13 protein-coding genes and 1 pseudogene are annotated in these 19500 nt (G+C 69.5%); 12 read left to right on the top strand and 2 right to left on the bottom strand.

What is annotated here, in order from left to right; all coding sequences use genetic code 11:
* Positions 1-163: 163 nt before the first annotated feature.
* From ASD23_RS13045 to ASD23_RS13000, 10 genes are all read left to right on the top strand, one after another.
* Positions 164-4471 carry an ExeM/NucH family extracellular endonuclease gene (locus ASD23_RS13045; protein WP_162248748.1) on the top strand — a complete coding sequence of 1436 codons (4308 nt, stop codon included), beginning with the start codon at positions 164-166 and terminating at the stop codon, positions 4469-4471.
* A 167-nt stretch (positions 4472-4638) separates the two neighbouring features.
* A complete protein-coding gene (gene recQ / locus ASD23_RS13040; RefSeq protein ID WP_056011267.1) occupies positions 4639-6681 on the top strand; it encodes a DNA helicase RecQ in 2043 nt (680 codons plus the stop codon).
* Positions 6682-7073: 392 nt separating this feature from the next.
* Positions 7074-7736, top strand: a complete 663-nt coding sequence (locus ASD23_RS13035) for a PadR family transcriptional regulator (RefSeq protein ID WP_235507734.1) — start codon at positions 7074-7076, stop codon at positions 7734-7736.
* Between the two features lie 163 nt (positions 7737-7899).
* Positions 7900-8931, top strand: coding sequence for an ATP-binding cassette domain-containing protein (locus ASD23_RS13030; protein ID WP_056011261.1), 1032 nt, complete (start codon positions 7900-7902; stop codon positions 8929-8931).
* A complete protein-coding gene (locus tag ASD23_RS13025) occupies positions 8928-9758 on the top strand; it encodes an ABC transporter permease (RefSeq protein ID WP_056011255.1) in 831 nt (276 codons plus the stop codon). The genes ASD23_RS13030 and ASD23_RS13025 overlap by 4 nt, the downstream gene beginning before the upstream one ends.
* A 215-nt stretch (positions 9759-9973) precedes the next feature.
* The gene (locus ASD23_RS13020; protein WP_056011253.1) at positions 9974-11818 is read left to right on the top strand and encodes a glycoside hydrolase family 3 protein; all 1845 of its coding nucleotides are present in this window, start codon (positions 9974-9976) and stop codon (positions 11816-11818) included.
* Between the two features lie 165 nt (positions 11819-11983).
* The gene (locus ASD23_RS13015) at positions 11984-12400 is read left to right on the top strand and encodes a DUF7144 family membrane protein (protein ID WP_129232037.1); all 417 of its coding nucleotides are present in this window, start codon (positions 11984-11986) and stop codon (positions 12398-12400) included.
* Positions 12401-12799 (top strand): DUF7144 family membrane protein, encoded by a 399-nt coding sequence (locus tag ASD23_RS13010; RefSeq protein WP_082571422.1) that lies wholly within the window; start codon positions 12401-12403, stop codon positions 12797-12799.
* Positions 12800-12974: 175 nt separating this feature from the next.
* Positions 12975-15104, top strand: coding sequence for an acyl-CoA dehydrogenase family protein (locus ASD23_RS13005; RefSeq protein ID WP_056011247.1), 2130 nt, complete (start codon positions 12975-12977; stop codon positions 15102-15104).
* A 116-nt stretch (positions 15105-15220) separates the two neighbouring features.
* Positions 15221-15982, top strand: coding sequence for a TetR/AcrR family transcriptional regulator (locus tag ASD23_RS13000; RefSeq protein WP_056011244.1), 762 nt, complete (start codon positions 15221-15223; stop codon positions 15980-15982).
* A 38-nt stretch (positions 15983-16020) separates the two neighbouring features.
* On the opposite strand, the gene ASD23_RS12995 is transcribed toward ASD23_RS13000, so the two are convergent.
* Positions 16021-16200 (bottom strand): hypothetical protein, encoded by a 180-nt coding sequence (locus ASD23_RS12995; protein WP_056011241.1) that lies wholly within the window; start codon positions 16198-16200, stop codon positions 16021-16023.
* Between the two features lie 30 nt (positions 16201-16230).
* A complete protein-coding gene (locus ASD23_RS12990; RefSeq protein ID WP_056011238.1) occupies positions 16231-17244 on the bottom strand; it encodes a malate dehydrogenase in 1014 nt (337 codons plus the stop codon).
* A 116-nt stretch (positions 17245-17360) separates the two neighbouring features.
* Between ASD23_RS12990 and pip the strand changes: the two are divergent.
* Together pip and ypfJ are read left to right on the top strand one after the other, a co-directional pair.
* Positions 17361-18311, top strand: a pseudogene (gene pip / locus ASD23_RS12985) (prolyl aminopeptidase); the annotation flags it as partial.
* 282 nt (positions 18312-18593) lie between these two features.
* A complete protein-coding gene (gene ypfJ / locus ASD23_RS12980; RefSeq protein ID WP_056011236.1) occupies positions 18594-19472 on the top strand; it encodes a KPN_02809 family neutral zinc metallopeptidase in 879 nt (292 codons plus the stop codon).
* Positions 19473-19500 lie beyond the last annotated feature (28 nt).

Here is a 19500-nt window from a genome sequence, read left to right as displayed (position 1 = left end):
GCAGCGCGTGTGAATTCCGCGTGAAATCAGGGCGAGCGGGTGAGGTGAACCCCTTGGCAGCGGCACCGCACAGTCTTATGCTTCGGAACAATCGTCCCGCCGCCGGCGTGCTCGCAGCAGCGTCGAATCCGAGGTGGGGTGTGGTCGTTCGATGAGGAGAGTCATGCAACGTCGCACCAGAAACTGCTTGTCCGGGGTGGCGCTCGCCGCCGCGGGCACGCTCGTCGCCGGGTTCCTCGGCGCCGTGCCCGCGTTCGCCGCGGTCGACGCCTCGGGCGTCGTGATCAACGAGGTCTACGCCCGCGGAGGCAGCGCGAACCAGCCGTTCCAGAACAAGTTCGTCGAGCTCTACAACCCGACGAACGCCGACGTCTCCCTCGCGGGCTGGTCGATCCAGTACCGCTCGGCAACGAGCACGGCCCCCGCGAGCGGCGTCGGCGCGTTGAGCGGCACGATCAAGTCGGGCGGCTACTACCTCATCGGCCTCAACAGCAACGGCGGCAACGGTGCGGCGCTGCCCACCGCCGACGCCTCCTTCTCCGTGGCGCCGAGCGGCACGAACGGCTCGCTGTTCCTCGCCAAGGTGCCCGGTGCGATCAACCCGGGCAACGGATCGGTCGTCAACAACCCGCAGGTGGCCGACTACGTCGGCTACGGAACGTCGACGAACTTCGAGACCGCGGCCGCCGCGTACCCGGGCGACAACGCCGTGCCCGGCAGCATCGTGCGCACCGGCTTCAAGGACACCGACGACAACTCGAAGGACTTCACGTTCGTCTCGGCGCCGACCCCGCAGAACTCGGGCAGCGCCGGCGGACCGGTCCTGCCGGTCGCCAAGACGATCGCGCAGATCCAGGGCACCGACGTCGCCGCGAGCCCGCTCGTCGGCCAGGCGGTCGTCACCGAGGGCATCGTCACGGCCGACCACCGCATCGGTGGCTACGACGGCATCTACATCCAGACAGCCGGTTCGGGTGGGGCGACGGATGCCACGCCCAAGGCGTCCGACGGCGTCTTCGTGTACCTCCACGGCGAGAACCCCGCCGTCTCGATCGGCGACAAGGTGCGCGTCACAGGCCTCGTCGAGGAATTCAATGGTCTGACCCAGCTCCGCCCCGAGAAGGCCGCCAACGTCGAGCTCGTGCAGTCGGCGGCAGGACTGCCCGCGCTGACGCCGCTGCCTGCCGCTGCCGTGGGCAACGCGGCCCGCGAGGCGTTCGAGGGCATGCTCGTGGCGCCGAGCGGCACGTACAAGGTCGTCTCGAGCCACAACCTCAACCGCTTCGGCGAGCTCTGGCTGAACGCCGGTGCCGCGATGCCGGTGAAGTCGACCGAGACGCAGCTGCCCGGCACCAAGGCGGCGAGCGACATCGCGGCCGCGAACAAGGCGAGCCGCATCCTGCTCGACGACGGGTACAGCATCGCCGTCCGCAACTCGAACGGCACCGACAACCCCGCCCACCCGGGTGACCAGCCCTACTTCACGAAGGCCACGGTCGTCCGCAACGGCGACGTCGCGGCGTTCCCGGCCTCGGGCTACGTGCTCGGCTTCGGATTCAACGAGTGGCGCCTGCAGCCGTCTCAGCCGATCAACGACGCGAGCCCCGCTTCGGTGAAGCCGACGTTCGCGAGCCTCGACGCCGCAGGCAAGGTCATCGGCAACCCGCGGCCGACCGCGGCACCAGCCGTCGGCGGCGACATCACGGTCGCGGCGTTCAACGTGCTCAACTACTTCACGACGTTGACGTCGGAGAACCCCGAGGCCCGCGGCGCCGACACCGCCGAAGAGTTCGCGGTGCAGAAGGCGAAGATCGTGAAGGCGATCAACGGCCTCGACGCCGACGTCGTCGCGCTCCAGGAGATCGAGAACTCGGTCGCACTCGGGGAGAAGCCCGACGAAGCGCTCGCCGACCTCGTCGCGGGACTCAACGCCGCGGCCGGTGCCGGCACGTGGAAGTACGTGAAGACGCCCGAGTCACTCCACGACCCCGCGATCACCGATGTCATCACGAACGCGATCATCTACAAGCCCGCATCGGTGAAGCCGAGCGGCGAGGCGCAGACGATCATCGACGAGACCGTGTGGGACATCGCTCGGGAGCCGATCGCGCAGACCTTCAAGTACAACAAGCAGTTCGTGACCGTGGTGGCGAACCACTTCAAGTCGAAGAGCGGCACCGACCCGTCGCCGCAGCCCGGACAGGACGCTTTCAACGACGAGCGCACGGCGCAGGCCGAGTCGCTGCTCGCCTTCGCGAACGAGCTCTCCGAGGGGCGCAAGAACGCGGTGTACCTCGTCGGCGACTTCAACTCCTACGCCAAGGAGGACCCGATCAAGGTGTTCATCGACGCGGGCTGGAGCGACCTCGTCTTCAGCAAGGCGCGCGGCCAGTACACCTACACCTTCGACGGTGAGCTCGGCTCGCTCGATCACGTCATCGCGTCGCCCGCGGCGAACAGCCGCGTCACGAAGACCGCGGTCTGGTCGATCAACTCTCCCGAGTGGGCGGGCCGCGAGTACTGGGGTCCCGCCGCCGAGACGGTGGCGGAGGCGACGCCGTTCCGTTCGAGCGACCACGACCCGATCCTCGTCGGCGTCGGTTCGGAGTCGGTGCCCGGCAAGGTCGACATCGACCTCGTCACGGTCAACGACTTCCACGGGCGCATCGAGCAGTCCGCCCCGTCGGGTGGCATCGCGGCGCTCTCCACGGCCGTGAAGCAGATCCGTGCCGGCAACCCGAACACGGTGTTCGCCGCAGCTGGCGACATGATCGGGGCATCGACGTTCACGTCGTTCATCCAGAACGACGTGCCGACGATCGAGGCGCTCAACGCGGCCGGTCTCGACGTGAGCGCGGTCGGCAATCACGAGTTCGACCAGGGCTTCGCCGACCTCACCGATCGGGTGATGCCGATGGCCGACTGGGAGTACCTCGGCGCGAACATCCGCGACAAGGACACCGGAGCGGCTGCGCTGCCGGAGTACTTCACCCAGGAGTTCGACGGAGTGACCATCGGCTTCGTCGGTGCGGTCACCGACGAGCTGTCGTCCCTCGTGAGCCCGGCGGGCATTGCCGACATCACGGTGGAGGATCCGACCGAGGCGATCAACCGGGTCGCCGACCAGCTGAGTGACGGCAATCGCGAGAACGGTGAGGCCGACATCATCGTGGCGCTCGTGCACGAGGGTGCCGCGACGACCGACAAGTCGTCGGCGGTCGACGCGGATTCGCGCTTCGGCGAGATCGTGCTCGGTGTCGACGCCAACGTCGATGCGATCGTCTCGGGTCACACCCACCTCGCGTACAACCACGTGGTGACGAGCGCGGACTCGGAGCTGTTCGATCACGCCCCGATGCCCGTCATCTCGAGCGGCCAGTACGGTGAGCGGTTCAGCAAGATGGACATCCAGTGGGACCGCAAGACGAAGACCTTCACCATGAAGAACGAGATCTACAGCCTCATGGACGGCACGACGGCGCTCTTCCCCGACGATGTCGCCGTGAAGCCGATCGTCGATGATGCGGTCGCAGTCGCGAACGAGCTCGGCAGTGTCGTGCTCGGCGAGGCGGAGGCCGACTTCGGTCGCGCGGTGGCCTCCGATCCGGCTGGCGCGTCGTCCTTCCCCGAGAACCGGGGCGGTGAGTCGACGCTCGGCAACCTCGTCGCCGACGTGCAGCGGTGGGCGCTCAATGTCGACGGCACCCGCGCGGTGGACATCACCTTCATGAACCCAGGCGGCCTGCGGGCCGACCTGGCCTCGGGCGAGGTCACCTACCGCGAAGCCGCCAACGTGCAGCCCTTCGCGAACACTCTCGTGACGGTGAACCTCACCGGCGCACAGGTGAAAAAGGTGCTGGAGGAGCAGTGGCAGCCCGCGGGAGCGTCGCGTCCGTTCCTCAAGCTCGGCGTCAACAAGGAGCTCACCTACACGTACGACCCGACCGCACCGGCCGGATCGCACATCACCGAGATCCTGCTGAACGGCGAGCCGATCGACCCTGCCTCGAACTACCTCGTGGGTGCGAACTCGTTCCTCGCTGCGGGTGGCGACAACTTCACCACTCTGGGCCTCGGCACGGGACGCGCCGACACCGGCAAGATCGACCTCGAATCGATGGTCGACTACTTCGGGGTGAACCCTGAGATCGCGCCTGACAACGCCCAGCGCGCGGTCGGTGTCGATGTCGAGGGCGACGGCGTGTACGCGCCGGGCGAGTCGGTCAGCGTGAAGCTGTCGTCGCTCGACTTCAGCCGCACGGAACCTGCCGCCGGCACCGTCGTGGTGTCGTTCGGCGGAGCGCAGCTCGACACCTCGCCGGTCGATCGCGCGTACACGGCGACGCTCGATGAGATCGGCAAGGCGACGATGCAGTTCGTCGTTCCGGCCGGTACGAGCGGGCCGACGCGATTCGACATCACGGTGCCGTCGACCGGTACGACGAGTTCGTTCGTGCTCAACGTCGGCTGAGCCGAGAACCGCACGCGAACGGCCCCGGGCGATCCGCCCGGGGCCGTTCGCCATGCTGCGGGTGCGCGTCATCATCGACTCCTCCTCGACAGTCCCAGGTGCGAGCACGGCGCGTGCCCACTCGCCTCGCGGCGGAGCGGGTCGGCGGCGCTCGTTAGACTCGACGGATGAGCTGGAACGCGGAACCCGCCTGGACCGACGAGGTCCCGTGGGACCCCGACGAGCTCGCCCCGCCGCCCGACGACGAGTGGATTCCGCCCGTCGACGACGCGCGATCCGGTGCCGGGCGAGGGGCTGCTCCGCACGGCGCGAGGGGTGGAGCCGGCGCATCGGCCGACCGACCCTCGAACGCCGCCGCCGCCGGCCGACGTGCTGCCGCGCCCGCCCGCTTCGACTCGGCGGGCGAAGCCCTCCACACCGTCTTCGGGTACGACAGCTTCCGCGGCGAGCAGGCCGAGATCATCGCGCAGGTGGCGGGCGGCGGCGACGCGGTCGTGCTCATGCCGACAGGTGGCGGCAAGAGCCTCTGCTACCAGATCCCGTCGCTCCTTCGAGAGGGCACGGGCATCGTGGTCTCGCCCCTCATCGCCCTCATGCACGACCAGGTCGACGCGCTCGTGCGCAACGGCGTTCGCGCCGCCTACCTGAACTCGAGCCAGCAGTCGCACGAGCGGGCCGAGGTCGAACGGGCCTACCTCGCCGGAGAGCTCGACCTGCTCTACGTCGCTCCGGAGCGGCTCGGCAATGAGGCGACCAAGCGCTTCCTCGAGCAGGGCACGATCGCGCTCTTCGCGATCGACGAGGCCCACTGCGTCGCGCAGTGGGGGCACGACTTCCGGCCCGACTACCTCGCGCTCTCCGAGCTCGCCGAGCGCTGGCCCGAGGTGCCGCGCATCGCCCTCACCGCGACGGCGACCGAGGCGACCCACCGCGAGATCACCGAGCGCCTCAGCCTCGGGGGAGCCGAGCACTTCGTCTCGAGCTTCGACCGGCCGAACATCCAGTACCGCATCGACGGCAAGCTCGAGGTGCGCAAGCAGCTGCTGGAGTTCATCCGCAGCGAGGGTCGCGACGCGGCCGGCAACCCCGTCGCGGGCATCGTCTATGCGCTCTCGCGGGCGAGCACCGAGAAGATCGCCGCGTACCTCGCAGAGCACGGCGTCAACGCGATGCCGTATCACGCGGGTCTCGACGCTGGCGTACGCCGTCGCACGCAGGAGCGCTTCCTTCGCGAAGAGGGCGTCGTCGTCGTCGCGACGATCGCGTTCGGCATGGGCATCGACAAGCCCGACGTGCGCTTCGTCGCCCACGTCGACCTGCCGAAGTCGGTCGAGGGCTACTACCAGGAGACCGGTCGTGCCGGGCGCGACGGTGCGCCGGCCACCGCGTGGCTCGCCTACGGGCTGCAAGACGTCGTGCAGCAGCGCCGCATGATCGACGAGAGCCCGGGCGACCTCGCCCACCGGCGCCGTCTCGCCCAGCACCTCGACGCGATGCTCGCGCTCTGCGAGACGGTGCAGTGCCGACGCCAGAACCTGCTCGGCTACTTCGGTCAGCCCAGCGAGCCGTGCGGCAACTGCGACACCTGCCTCGAGCCGCCCGCCTCATGGGACGGCACGGTGCCGGCGCAGAAGCTCATGTCGACGATCGTGCGCCTGCAGCGCGAGCGCCGGCAGAAGTTCGGCGCCGGCCACCTCGTCGACATCCTGCGCGGAAAGGCGACGCCGCGCGTGCGCCAGTACGGCCACGACGCGCTCGCCACCTGGAGCATCGGCCAAGACCTCAGCGACCAGCAGTGGCGCGGCGTTGTACGGCAACTGCTCGCCCAAGGCCTCCTCGCCACGCATGGCGAGTACGGCACCCTGACGGTGACGGATGCCGCGGCCGACGTGCTCTCGGGCAAGCGGGTCGTGAAGCTCCGCACCGAAGTCGATCGCCCATCGCGCTCACGCAGCACACGGGCGACCACCGCTGCGGCCGACCTCGAGCCGGCACAGGCCGAGCTCTTCGAACAACTCCGAGCTTGGCGCGCCGGTGAGGCGAAAGAGCAGGGCGTGCCGGCGTACATCGTCTTCGGCGATGCGACCCTCCGTGCCGTGGCGGTCGCGAAGCCCGCGAGCCTCACCGACCTCGACGGCATCACGGGCATCGGCGCCAAGAAGCGCGAGGCCTACGGCGAGGCGCTCCTCGAGGTCGTCGCCTCGGCCTGAGCCGCCGTTCCTGTCTCCGAGGCGCGTCACGCCGTGACGCCCTCACGCCGTCACGGTCTCACGCCGTTACGGTCTCACGCCCTCACGCCCTCACGCCTTGCCTGTCGCCCGTCGCGTTCACGAGGAGATCTGCGATTCCGAGGAGGGAACTCGCGAAATCCCTCCTCGGAATCGCAGATGTCCTCTCGATCTGAACGAGCGCGCGCCTCGCGGCTCTGCGAGCAGGTGCCTCCAGGCCTCAACGAGCGCGCGTCGGTCTCGGCCTCCACCAGCACGCGCCTCCCGGCCTCGACGAGCACGCGCGCCGCAGCGGCATCCCAAGCCCTTGACGCGCGCTCACTCGCGATATACTCTGAACAAAGTATTTGGAGGTGAGTATGTCGCGTCGACCGGTGAGCAACCCGCTCGCACTCGCAGTGCTGGCGAGCCTGTGGGAGCGCCCGATGTACCCCTACGAGATCACGACGACCCTGCGCGAGCGCGGCAAGGAAGACAGCATCAAGCTGAACTTCGGCTCGCTCTACGCGATCATCAAGTCGCTCGAGAAGCACGGCCTCATCGAAGAGGCACGCGTCGAGCGCGAGGGCAATCGCCCCGAGCGCATCGTGTACGCGATCACTGATGCCGGCCGCGCCGAGGCGCACGACTGGATGCGCGAGCTGATCGCGGTGCCGGTCAAGGAGTACCCGGCCTTCGAGTCGGGCCTCTCGCTCATCGCACTGCTCGCGCCCGACGAGGCAATCCAGCTCCTGCGCGAGCGGCTCGGGCGCCTCGACGCCGAGCTGGCGTCGCGAGCGCAGCTCGCCGAGCAGTCCGATGACCTCGGCCTGCCCGAGCTGTTCCTCGTCGAGTTCCACTACCGCGTCGCCATGACCCGTGCCGAGCGCGAGTTCGTCGCGGGCATGCTCGAGCGCCTCGAAGCGGGCGAGCTCGGCGGACTCGACGCGTGGAGGACCATGCACGAGCTGATCGAGTCCGGCGCGAGCGCCGAGGAGCTCGAGGCGAAGCTCGCGCAGTACCTGGCGGAAGGAGCCGCAGACCAGCAGCAGCCCTGACCAGCAGCATCGAACAGTACACAGATCGATGGCCCGGATGCGGCAACACCCGAGCCATCTCGCAACCGAGTCGTTCAACGTGAATCGAATCCACCCCAGTGCGTGCCTCCATTCTACCGGCGCGCCATCACGACCGAACGGCTCCCCACCGAAGGAGAGCCTCATGGCTGCATCACCCGACGGGATGGCCCTCGTGGCCGCCGATCTCGTCAAGACCTATTCGCAGGGGCGCGGCAAGCCCCCGCTCCGAGCCCTCGACGGGCTCACGTTCCAGGCAGAGGAGGGCACGGTCTTCGGCCTGCTGGGGCCGAATGGCGCCGGCAAGTCGACGACCGTCAAGATCCTCTCGACCCTCTCGCGTGCCGACTCCGGCATCGCGACCGTCGCCGGCATCGACGTGGCGAAGCACCCCGGCCGTGCACGCAGCGCGATCGGCTTCGTCGCCCAGAAGCAGGTCTCGGACCCCATGGACACGGGCGTCGAGAACCTCGTGCTGGCCGGCCAGCTGCACGGCATGTCGACCCGCGCCGCACGGAGCCGAGCGGGCGAGCTGCTCGAACGGTTCGCACTCACGAGCGCGGCCCGACGTCAGGTGAAGACCTACTCCGGCGGCATGGCTCGCAAGCTCGACGTCGCGATCGGCCTCATGCACCGCCCGCAGGTGCTGTTCCTCGACGAGCCGACGACCGGTCTCGACCCCGAGGCGCGTGCCGAGATGTGGGCCGAGATCGAGCGGATGTCGCGTGAGGAGCGCATGACCGTGCTGCTGACCACGCATTACCTCGAGGAGGCCGATCGGCTCGCGAGCCGGCTGGCGATCGTCGATGCAGGGCGCGTCGTGACGGAGGGTACGCCCCATCAGCTGAAGAGCGAGCTGCGCGGCGATGCCGTGGTGATCGAGCTGCACGAGGCATCCGTCATCGCACAGGTGCTCGAATCGCTCGACCGTCTCGGCGGGTTCCGGGAGGTGGCGGCCGAGGGTCGTGCCGTGCGGGCCCGCGTCGACGGCGGAGGCGCCGCATTGCCTCTCGTGCTCGCGGCGCTCGACGCCGAGGGTGTCTCCGTGGCATCGGCGACCGTGTCGCGGCCGAGCCTCGACGACGTCTACCTGGCCCACACCGGGCATTCCTTCGCCGCGGTGCACGCCGGTTCGTCGGCCGATGCCCGCACCGATCTCGAGGAGGCGGCAGCATGACCGCGCTCACGAACCGGCTCACGGTCGCAGCGGCTCCCGCGTACGCGCGCCCGAGCTTCTTCCGGCACACCGCCTACCTGACGCTCCGGCAACTACGCGCGGTGGTGCGCATTCCGGCGTTCATCGTCATGAACGTCGTGCAGCCGCTCATCTGGTTGCTGCTGTTCGGACAGCTCTTCACCTCGGTCGTCGACATCCCCGGCTTCACGGGTGGTGACAACTACCTGGAGTTCCTGACGCCCGGCATCGTCATGATGATGGCGCTGTTCGGCAGCGCCTGGGCGGGCACGAGCTACATCCAGGACATGGACCGCGGCGTCATGGACCGCTTCCTCACCTCGCCGACCAGTCGCGGAGCCATGATGGTGGCGACGCTGGTCTACCAAGCGCTCCTGACGCTCGTGCAGTCGCTCATCGTGCTCGGCGTCGCCTGGCTCGGCGGCGCGCGGTTCGACGGCGGGCTCGGCGGCATCCTGATCCTGCTGCTCGCGGCCATGCTGCTCACGGCGTCGTTCTCGGCGCTGTCGAACGCGGCGGCGCTGCTCGCCCGCAACCAGAACGTGCTGATCGGCATCTCGCAGCTCATCACGATTCCGCTCATGTTCCTGAGCTCGGCGCTCATGGACACGAGCCTGTCGGCCGACTGGGTCGCCGAGGTCGCCCGCTTCAATCCGTTCGAGTGGGCCGTCGTGGCGGGCCGCGAGGCGCTCGGCGCAAGCCCCGACTGGGCAAGCGTGTGGGGGCACCTCGGCCTGCTCGCCGTGTTCACCGCGGTGCTCGCGTGGGTGGCGACGCGCGCCTTCCGCGTCTACCAGCGGAGCGCGTAGCCGACCGCTCGCCGGCCGATGACCGGCTGACGCGGTGCGTATCGGGACCCGTCGCGGGATCTCGATACGCACCGCGGCCGGTGCTCCTCGATCGGCAGCGGGGCGGATCTCGAAGCTGTGCGTTTCCGCCGCGGGTCGAAAACCAAGCGACATTCGGTTTATGATGAACCGGATGCCGCGAAGCGGCCGATTTCGAAGCATGAAGGAGTGCTGGCATGACCGATCAGCTGAACCACGAGACGGATGCCGCGGCAGTCGTCGACACCGCCGGTGAACTCGACCTGCGCTACCGCGACGCGAGCCTGCCCGTCGCCGAGCGCGTCGAGATCCTCCTGTCGCAGATGACGCTCGACGAGAAGGCGGGCCTCTTCTTCCAGACGATGATCGCCGCCGGAGCCGACGGCACGCTCTCGCAGGGCGACGACATGTTCGGCCTGCCGGCCACCGACGACTACGTCGGGCGCCGCCTCATGAACCACTTCAACGTGCTGCAGACCCCGCCCACGGCCGAGCTCATCGCCGAGTGGCACAACCGCCTCCAGGAGGCCGCGGCGGCGACCCGCCTCGGCATCCCCGTCACGGTCTCGACCGACCCGCGGCACTCGTACACCGACAATCCGCTCTCGGGCATGCTCACCGGGTCGTTCTCGGTCTGGCCCGAGACCATGGGCCTCGCGGCCGTCGGCGACGAGGCGCTCGTCGAGCAGTTCGGCGACATCGCCCGTCAGGAGTACACGGCGGTCGGCATCCGCGTGGCGCTGCACCCGCAGATCGACCTCGCCACCGAGCCGCGCTGGTCGCGCGCCCTCCAGACGTTCGGCGAAGATCCCGAACTCGCCGGTCGCATGGGCGCCGCCTACATCCGCGGCTTCCAGGGCGCCGAGCTGGGCCCCGACTCCGTCGCGACGATGACGAAGCACTTCCCGGGCGGCGGCCCCCAGAAGGACGGTGAAGACCCGCACTTCGCGCACGGCCGCGAGCAGGTCTACCCGGGCGGCGAGTTCGAGACCCATCTGAAGCCCTTCGAGGCCGCGTTCGAGGCGGGCACGAGCCAGATCATGCCGTACTACGGCATGCCCGTCGGCACCGAGTACGAAGAGGTCGGCTTCGGCTTCAACAAGTCCGTCATCACCGGGTTGCTCCGCGAACGCTACGGCTTCGACGGCATCGTCTGCACCGACTGGGGACTCATCAACGACTCCTCGATCTTCGGCGAGCCCTTCCCGGCCCGTGCGTGGGGCGTCGAGCACCTCACCCCGCGCGAGCGCATGAAGAAGGTCATCGACGCGGGCGTCGACCAGTTCGGCGGCGAGGCCGACCCCGAAATGCTCGTCGACCTCGTGAACTCGGGCGAGATCACCGAGGATCGCCTCGATGTCTCGGCGCGGCGCCTCCTGCGCGAGAAGTTCGTGCTCGGCCTCTTCGAGCGGCCCTTCGTCGACGTCGAGCGAGCGGCACGCGTCGTCGGCTCGGCCGAGTTCGTCGCCGCCGGCGAGGCGGCGCAGCGTGCCGCGATCACCCTGCTGGTGAACCGCGAGCGACCGGATGCCTCGGGCGCCGTGCGCCCCGCCCTGCCGATCGCACGAGGCCTCCGCCTCTACGTCGAGGGCATCGCCCCCGAGATCGCGGCGGAGTACGGCCAGGTCGTCGAGACGCCCGCGGAAGCGGATGTCGCGATCCTGCGACCGCAGGCGCCGTTCGAGGAGCGCCCGACGATGTTCGAGAACTTCTTCCACTCGGGTTCGCTCGACTACACGGCCGAGCAGATCGCGCACGTGCGCGAGATCGCGGCGGCGGTGCCGACCTTGGTCGACGTCTTCCTCGACCGGCCGGCGATCCTCACGCCGTTCGTGGGCGAGCTCGCGGCCCTCACCGCCAACTGGGGCGCGAGCCCGCGTGCGTTGCTCGACGTGCTCGTCGGCGATGCCTCGCCCAAGGGCAAGATGCCATTCGACCTGCCGTCGAGCATGGCCGCCGTCGAGGCGAGCCGCTCCGACGTGCCGTTCGACACGGCCGACCCCCTGTTCCGTTTCGGGCACGGCCTCCGCTACCCCGCCTGATCCACGCCGGTCGGCCCTGCCACCTGCTCGAGGCCCCCGCCGATCGGCGGGGGCCTTTCGGTTTCCGGGCGCGCCTCGGCCGAAATCGAGACATGCATGCCCCGACGGCGCTAGCATCAGCCCAGGGGCGCCGCGTCGACGGTGCATGGGGCAAGGGGGTTCGGCATGTCCGATCAGATGGCTCGACCGATGGGCGTCACCGTCGTCGCGATCCTCGCGTGGATCGCAGGAGCGCTCGACATCGTGTCGGGCACCATCCTGCTGTTCCAGGCGGGCGTCGAATCCGTGGCCGACGGGCTCGGTGGCACCGGCCCGCTCTACGTGGCCGCGATCGGCTCGATCGTGCTCGGCCTCATCGTCGTCGCCGTCGCCGCGGGACTGCTCACCGGCAACTGGGTGTCGCGGATGATCATCACGGTCCTCGAGGTGCTCTCCATCATCGGCTCGCTCTTCCTCGCCTTCGCCTATCTCGGCGGTGCGGTGGGCGAGTGGCTCGGCATCGTCGTCTCCCTCGTCGTGCTGTTCCTGCTCTGGGGGCACAAGTCGAGCGTGTTCTTCGGCAGCCGGATGCCGGAGGCCTGAGTGAACTCGATCGGCCGCCCCGGGGGCGTCACGTTCATCGCGGTGCTCGCATGGATCTCGGGCGCCCTCGACGTCCTCGGCGGCACCATCCTCCTCTTCCAGACGAGCGTGGCCGCGACCGTGGAGCAGTTCGGGGGCGCGAGCCAGATGATCGCCTCGGCGATCTTCTCGATCCTCGTCGGCGTCGTCGTCATCGCCGTGGCGGGCGGGTTGCTGCGCGGCAGTTCCGGAGCCCGCCTGTTCATCACGATCCTCCAGGTGATCTCGATCGGGGCCTCGATCTTCCTCGCGATCGCCTACCCGGCAGGCGCGATCGGCGAGTACTTCAGTGTGCTCGTCTCGGTGATCGTGCTCGCCTTCCTCTGGTCGGGCCGGGCGAACGCCTTCTTCCGCGACTGAGGTCGTTGTCGGTATCCCATCGGTGCCGCGAGGAGCTTTTGTAGAGTCTTCACAGTGCTGTTCAAGGCGCCGCCACGCCGGTTTGTAGGGCACGGACGCAGGGTTTCCCCGCGACATCCGCTCGACCTACCGTGGAGGCAAGCCCAGATCGCACACGAAGGACGAGACACCGACGATGGTTGACACGGCACCCCGCACCGCCTCGAAGCAGCAGAAGACCGCCCCCGAGCGCCCGGCCGACACGGCGCCGCCGAAGTCCGCGCGCACCGCGGCATCCGCCCCGCAGCCCGCATCGCCCGCGCAGCCCTCGATCGACGTGGCGACGCTGGGCCGGCAGCTGCTCGGCACCTGGGCCGACCTCCGGCTGGCCGCTCGCGAGCGGGCCGCCCATCCCGACCTCCAGCGCATCGAGGGCCAGTCGATGGCCGAGCACCGGGAGCGCGTGCTCGGGCAGCTGAAGATCCTCGTCGACCAGAAGGCCGTGCACCGCGCCTTCCCGACGTCGCTCGGCGGGTTCGACGACCACGGCGGCAACATCGCCCAGTTCGAAGAGCTCGTGATCGCCGACCCCAGCCTGCAGATCAAGGCGGGCGTGCAGTGGGGCCTCTTCGGCGCCGCCGTGCTGCACCTCGGCACCGAGTTCCACCACGAGACGTTCCTGCCCGACATCATGTCGCTGAAGGTGCCCGGCGCGTTCGCCATGACCGAGACCGGGCACGGTTCGGATGTCGCGGCCATCGGCACGACCGCGACGTACGACGAGGCGAAGCAGCAGTTCGTGATCAACACGCCGTTCCGCGGCGCGTGGAAGGACTACCTCGGCAATGCCGCCGTGCACGGCACCGCCGCCGTGGTCTTCGCGCAGCTCATCACGAAGGGCGTCAATCACGGCGTGCACGCCTTCTACGTGCCGATCCGGGGCGCGAAGGGCGGCTTCCTCAAGGGCATCGGCGGTGAGGACGACGGCCTCAAGGGCGGCCTCAACGGCATCGACAACGGGCGCCTGCACTTCACGAACGTGCGCGTCCCGCGCGAGAACCTGCTGAACCGCTACGGCTCCGTCGCTGAAGACGGCACCTACTCGAGCCCCATCTCGAGCCCCGGTCGCCGCTTCTTCACGATGCTCGGCACCCTCGTGCAGGGTCGCGTCTCCCTCGACGGCGCTGCCACGACCGCGGCAGCCATGGCGCTGACGATCGCGATCACCTACGGCAACCAGCGTCGCCAGTTCAACGCGGCGAGCGACACCGACGAGGAGGTGCTGCTCGACTACCAGCGTCACCAGCGCCGGCTGCTGCCGAAGCTCGCCACGACGTACGCGCAGATCTTCGCGCACGACGAGTTCCTCGTGAAGTTCGACGCCGTGTTCTCGGGCGCCGCCGACACCGACGACGACCGCCAAGACCTCGAGACGATCGCCGCGGCCCTGAAGCCGCTGTCGACATGGCACGCGCTCGAGACGCTGCAGGAGGCTCGCGAGGCCGCCGGCGGCTCGGGCTTCCTCGCCGAGAACCGCATGGTGGGGCTCCGCCAGGACCTCGACGTCTACGTGACGTTCGAGGGCGACAACAACGTGCTCCTGCAGCTCGTCGCCAAGCGCCTGCTGACGGACTTCTCGAAGCAGTTCGCGAAGGCGGATGCCGGTGCGATGGCGCGCTACGTCGTCGCGCAGACGGCCGACCGGGCCTACCACGGCACCGGCCTCCGTAGCCTCGCGCAGACCATCGCCGACTTCGGTTCGACGGCGCGCTCGGTCTCCGAGCTCCGCGACGAGCAGACCCAGCGCGAGCTCCTCACCGACCGGGTTGAGGCCATGATCTCCGAGATCGCCGGGCGCCTGCGCGATGCACGGAAGCTCCCGAAGGCCGACGCGGCCGCGGCGTTCAACCGCAACCAGAACGAGCTCATCGAGGCGGCGCGCGCACACGGCGAGCTGTTGCAGTGGGAGGCGTTCACCCGGGCGCTCGCGAAGACGACCGACCCCGGCACGAAGCAGGTGCTCACGTGGGTGCGCGACCTCTTCGGCCTCGGCCTCGTCGAGAAGCACCTCGCCTGGTACCTCATCAACGGCCGGCTCTCGCCGAAGCGCGCGCAGGCCGTCACCGCCTACATCGACCGCCTGCTCGAGCGTCTGCGTCCGCACGCGCAAGACCTGGTCGACGCGTTCGGTTACGGCCCCGAGCACCTGCGGGCGAAGATCGCCTCGGGTGCCGAGCAGGAGCGGCAGGACGAGGCCCGCGCCTACTACGCCGCGCAGCGAGCCTCCGGCACGCTGCCCGTGCCGGAGAAGTCGAAGAAGAAGTAGCAGCGATCGAAGGCCGGGCGTCAGCCGACGCCCGGCCTTCGTCGTGCTCGGTGCACACTCACCCGAGCCTCGGGCCGGGTGACCGTATGGTGTACGGAGAATATAGGCTGTCCGGCATGGCGGGAGAATCCACAGGCAGCGAACCCGACCGCACGCTCCGGCTCCTGTGGCGGTCGCATTTCGGGGAGCCCGTCGGATCCCGTGGGCCCAAGCAGCGGTCGAGCGTCGACGAGGTCGTCGCGACGGCCGTGCAGCTTGCCGACGTCGACGGCATCGACGCCGTGTCGATGCGCCGCATCGCCGATCGCCTCGGACTGAAGCCGATGTCGGTCTACACCTACGTGCCGGGCAAGGCCGAGCTCGTCGACCTCATGGTCGACCGGGTCGCGGGCGAGATGGAGCTGCCGCGACTCGATGGCGAGCTGCCCGAGCGGCTCGCGCGGATCGCGCGCCTGCAGTGGGAGGAGTACCTGCGGCACCCGTGGCTGCTCTCGATCGACACCAGCCGGCCGCCGCTCGGGCCGAACGTCTCCGACCACTGGGAGTGGTGCCTGCGGGCGATCGACGGCCTGGGGCTCTCCGACCTCGACATGGACCGCATCGTCACCCTGCTGCTCGGCTTCGTGACGGGGCCGGCGCGTGCGCACCTCGACGCCGAGCGTCACCGCGCCGTCGACCAGGAATCGGCCGTCGACTGGTGGGAGCGCAACGAGCCGCTGCTCGACGAGATCCTCGACGCGAAACGCTACCCGGTGTCGGCGCGGGTCGGCCAGGCTGCCGGCGCCGTGGAGCAGGCCGGGCCGTCGGACGTGTTCGAGTTCGGGCTCGCGCGCCTGATCGACGGCATCGTCGACTACATCGGGGTGTCGGCCCGCTAGCGGAATCGGCCCGCCGGCGCGATCGCTCGAGCGTTCGGTCAGTCCTTCGACGGCGGCCGCATGAGCAGGCCGGTGACGATGCCGACCACGATGCCGGCGGCCAGCCACAGCCAGAATCCGGTCCAGAGGCTCACGCCCACACCGACGATCACGCCCACGATGAGCCCGACGATCAGCTGACTGCGACGGGCATTGCGTGCGGGGGTCTGCTCGGCCATGCCTTCAGCCTACGTCGGCGCCGGGCGCCGTCAGAGCAGCCCGAGCGCGCGCACCGCGTCGCGCTCCTCGACGAGTTCGGCGACCGATGCCTCGATGCCGCGCCGTGCGAAGTCGTCGACCTCGAGGCCCTGGCGGATGCGCCAGGCGCCGTCGACGGAGTCGACCGGGAACGAGGAGACGAGCCCCTCGGGTACGCCGTACGAACCGTCGGAGACCACCGCGGCGCTCGTCCATCCGTCGGGAGTGCCGAGCACCCAGTCGTGCACGTGGTCGATCGTGGCGCTCGCGGCCGATCCGACCGACGACGATCCGCGCACCTCGATGATCTCGGCGCCGCGCTTCGCCACCCGAGGGATGAACTGCTCGGCCAGCCATCGTCGGGCACCCTCGGGCCCGCCGAGGCGGTGGGCGAGCAGCGCGGGCACGGAGTCGCCGGCCGCCGTGGCGTGCGCCACATCGGGGAACTGCGTCGCCGAGTGATTGCCCCAGATGGTCACGCCGCGGATGTCTCCGACGGGCGTGTCGACGGTGGCCGCGAGCTGTCCGAGGGCCCGGTTGTGGTCGAGCCGGGTGAGCGCGGTGAATCGTTCGGCCGGGACATCCGGTGCATGGGCCGACGCGATGAGCGCGTTCGTGTTCGCGGGGTTGCCGACCACGACGACGCGGATGTCGTCGGCGGCGACCGCATTGATCGCGGCGCCCTGCGGGCCGAAGATGCCGCCGTTCGCAGTGAGGAGGTCCCCGCGCTCCATGCCTGCGGTGCGCGGGCGGGCGCCGACGAGGAGTGCCACGTTCGCGCCGGCGAACGCCGAGTTCGCGTCGTCGTAGACCTCGACGTGCGAGAGCAGCGGGAAGGCGGAATCCTGCAGTTCGAGGGCTGCGCCCTCGGCGGCGCGAACGCCCTGCGGGATCTCGAGCAGGTTCAGGCGTACCGGGGTGTCGGGCCCGAGCATGGCGCCCGAGGCGATGCGGAACAGGAGTGCGTACCCGATCTGGCCGCCCGCGCCCGTGAGCGTGACGGTGATCGGCTTCTTCGCGGCCATGCTCCGAGCCTAGCCGCGACGACGGGTCGCGCCGCCCGGCCCCGAACGTCCCGGACTCGATCCGCGGATGAGCGTGGCACCCCGCCGCGGCATCCGCTGGTCGGTACCGTGACGCTATGAGAGAGATGTATCCGGAGATCGAGCCGCTGGAGACCGGCATGCTCGACGTGGGGGACGGCCAGCACATCTATTGGGAGGTGTCGGGCAATCGGCAGGGGAAGCCGGTCGTGTTCCTGCACGGTGGGCCCGGTGCCGGAACCTCGCCCGACCACCGCCGGCTCTTCGACCCGGAGCGGTACCGCATCGTGCTCTTCGACCAGCGCGGCTGCGGCCTCTCGATCCCGCACGCGAGCGAACCCGGAGCGAGCCTCGCAGCCAACACCACGTGGCACCTCATCGCCGACATGGAGCGGCTCCGCGGGCACCTCAGCATCGACACCTGGCAGGTCTTCGGCGGCTCATGGGGGAGTGCGCTCGCGCTCGCGTACGCGCAGACCCACCCCGAGCGCGTCACCGAGCTCGTACTGCGCGGCATCTTCACGCTGCGCCGGCAGGAACTCGACTGGTTCTACGAGGGCGGGGCCTCAGCCGTGTTCCCCGACCTCTGGGAGGACTTCATCGCGCCGATCCCCGTGCTCGAGCGAACGCACCTGGTGGAGGCGTACGCGCGGCTGCTCGCCGACCCGAATCCCGAGGTGCACGAGCCCGCCGCCATCGCCTGGGCGCGCTGGGAGTCCTCGACGATCACGTTGCTCCCGCAGGCCGCGAACGTCGCGCGCTACACGGCGCCCGAGTACGCCACCGCCTTCGCACGCATCGAGAACCACTACTTCCGGCACGGCGGCTGGTGGGACGAGGGGCAGTTGATCCGGGATGCCTCGCGCCTCCGCGACATCCCGGCCGTGATCATCCAGGGCCGCTACGACATGTGCACGCCAGCGATGACCGCGTGGGATCTGCACCGCGCGTGGCCCGAGGCCGAGCTCACGATCATCGACGACGCCGGGCACGCCTTCGACGAACCCGGGATCCTCGACGCGCTCATCACCGCGACCGACCGGTTCGCCGGCGGCGACGGGTTCGGCGGGGACGCCGTCGTGTACGAGCGTCACGAGGTCGGCGACGACGACGATGACGACGATGACGATGACGACAATGACGATGACGACGACGACACCGACGACGACGACGACAACGACACCGACGACGACGGCCCAGATGGCGGCGACGACGACGATGACGACGACGACGATGACGACGACGATGACGATGACGACGATGACGATGACGACGAGAACGACGACGCGCAACCCGGTGACGACCGACCCCGCACCCGGTAGCGTCTCATCATGACGTTCAATCCCGACGCCGACATCAGCAAGGGCAGGGCCTCGAAGCGCGGCCGCAACACCGGCATCGCCCTCGGTGGCGGCGGCCTCGGCGTGCTCGCGATCTTCCTGATCTCTCAGTTCCTCGGCGTCGACCTCAGCGGGCTCGTCGGCGGCGGAGCCCAGCCGGAGGCGAGCGACTCCACGCTCGAGCACTGCCTCACCGGCGAGGACGCGAACGAGGACGTCGAGTGCCGCATGAAGGGCGCTTCGGCGTCGCTCGAGGCGTACTGGGCCGAGGAGGCGCCGGCACTGGGCGTGAACTACAACGCCCCGCAGGACTTCGCGCTCTTCGACCAGGCCGTGTCGACGGGATGCGGCAGTGCCTCGTCGGCGACCGGTCCGTTCTACTGCCCGCCCGACCAGACGATCTACATCGACGTGACGTTCTACGACGAACTGCGCAGCAGGTTCGGCGCCAGCGGCGGCCCGCTCGCCGAGATGTACGTCATCGCGCACGAGTGGGGCCACCACGTGCAGAACCTCGCCGGCGTGCTCGAGCGCTCGCAAGACGGGCAGACCGGGCCGGCGTCGAGCGCCGTTCGGGTCGAACTGCAGGCCGATTGCTTCGCGGGCGCCTGGGTGGCCAATGCGTCCACGGTGCCCGATGACAGTGGCGTGCCGTTCCTGCAGCCGATCACGGCGGCGCAGCGCAGGGACGCCCTCGACGCGGCAGCGGCGGTCGGCGACGACCACATCCAGCAGGCGACGCAGGGACAGGTGAATCCGCACACGTTCACGCACGGCACGAGCGAGCAGCGGATGAACTGGTTCGAGACCGGCTACGAGCAGGGTGCCGGGGCCTGCGACACGTTCTCGGTCAGCCCCGACGCGCTCTGACGGATCGGTGCGCGGCCGGTCGGGCCGA

The organism is Agromyces sp. Root1464 (assembly GCF_001427265.1).
GTDB classification, from domain to species: Bacteria; Actinomycetota; Actinomycetes; order Actinomycetales; family Microbacteriaceae; genus Agromyces; species Agromyces fucosus.
This window is presented reverse-complemented; position numbering and strand designations above follow the sequence as displayed.

Coding starts and splice junctions, on each gene's coding strand:
- ASD23_RS13045 (WP_162248748.1), top strand. CDS start 164: ATGCAACGTCGCACCAGAAACTGCTTGTCCGGGGTGGCGCTCGCCGCC.
- recQ (WP_056011267.1), top strand. CDS start 4,639: ATGAGCTGGAACGCGGAACCCGCCTGGACCGACGAGGTCCCGTGGGAC.
- ASD23_RS13030 (WP_056011261.1), top strand. CDS start 7,900: ATGGCTGCATCACCCGACGGGATGGCCCTCGTGGCCGCCGATCTCGTC.
- ASD23_RS13025 (WP_056011255.1), top strand. CDS start 8,928: ATGACCGCGCTCACGAACCGGCTCACGGTCGCAGCGGCTCCCGCGTAC.
- ASD23_RS13020 (WP_056011253.1), top strand. CDS start 9,974: ATGACCGATCAGCTGAACCACGAGACGGATGCCGCGGCAGTCGTCGAC.
- ASD23_RS13015 (WP_129232037.1), top strand. CDS start 11,984: ATGTCCGATCAGATGGCTCGACCGATGGGCGTCACCGTCGTCGCGATC.
- ASD23_RS13005 (WP_056011247.1), top strand. CDS start 12,975: ATGGTTGACACGGCACCCCGCACCGCCTCGAAGCAGCAGAAGACCGCC.
- ASD23_RS13000 (WP_056011244.1), top strand. CDS start 15,221: ATGGCGGGAGAATCCACAGGCAGCGAACCCGACCGCACGCTCCGGCTC.
- ASD23_RS12995 (WP_056011241.1), bottom strand. CDS start 16,200: ATGGCCGAGCAGACCCCCGCACGCAATGCCCGTCGCAGTCAGCTGATC.
- ASD23_RS12990 (WP_056011238.1), bottom strand. CDS start 17,244: ATGGCCGCGAAGAAGCCGATCACCGTCACGCTCACGGGCGCGGGCGGC.
- ypfJ (WP_056011236.1), top strand. CDS start 18,594: ATGACGTTCAATCCCGACGCCGACATCAGCAAGGGCAGGGCCTCGAAG.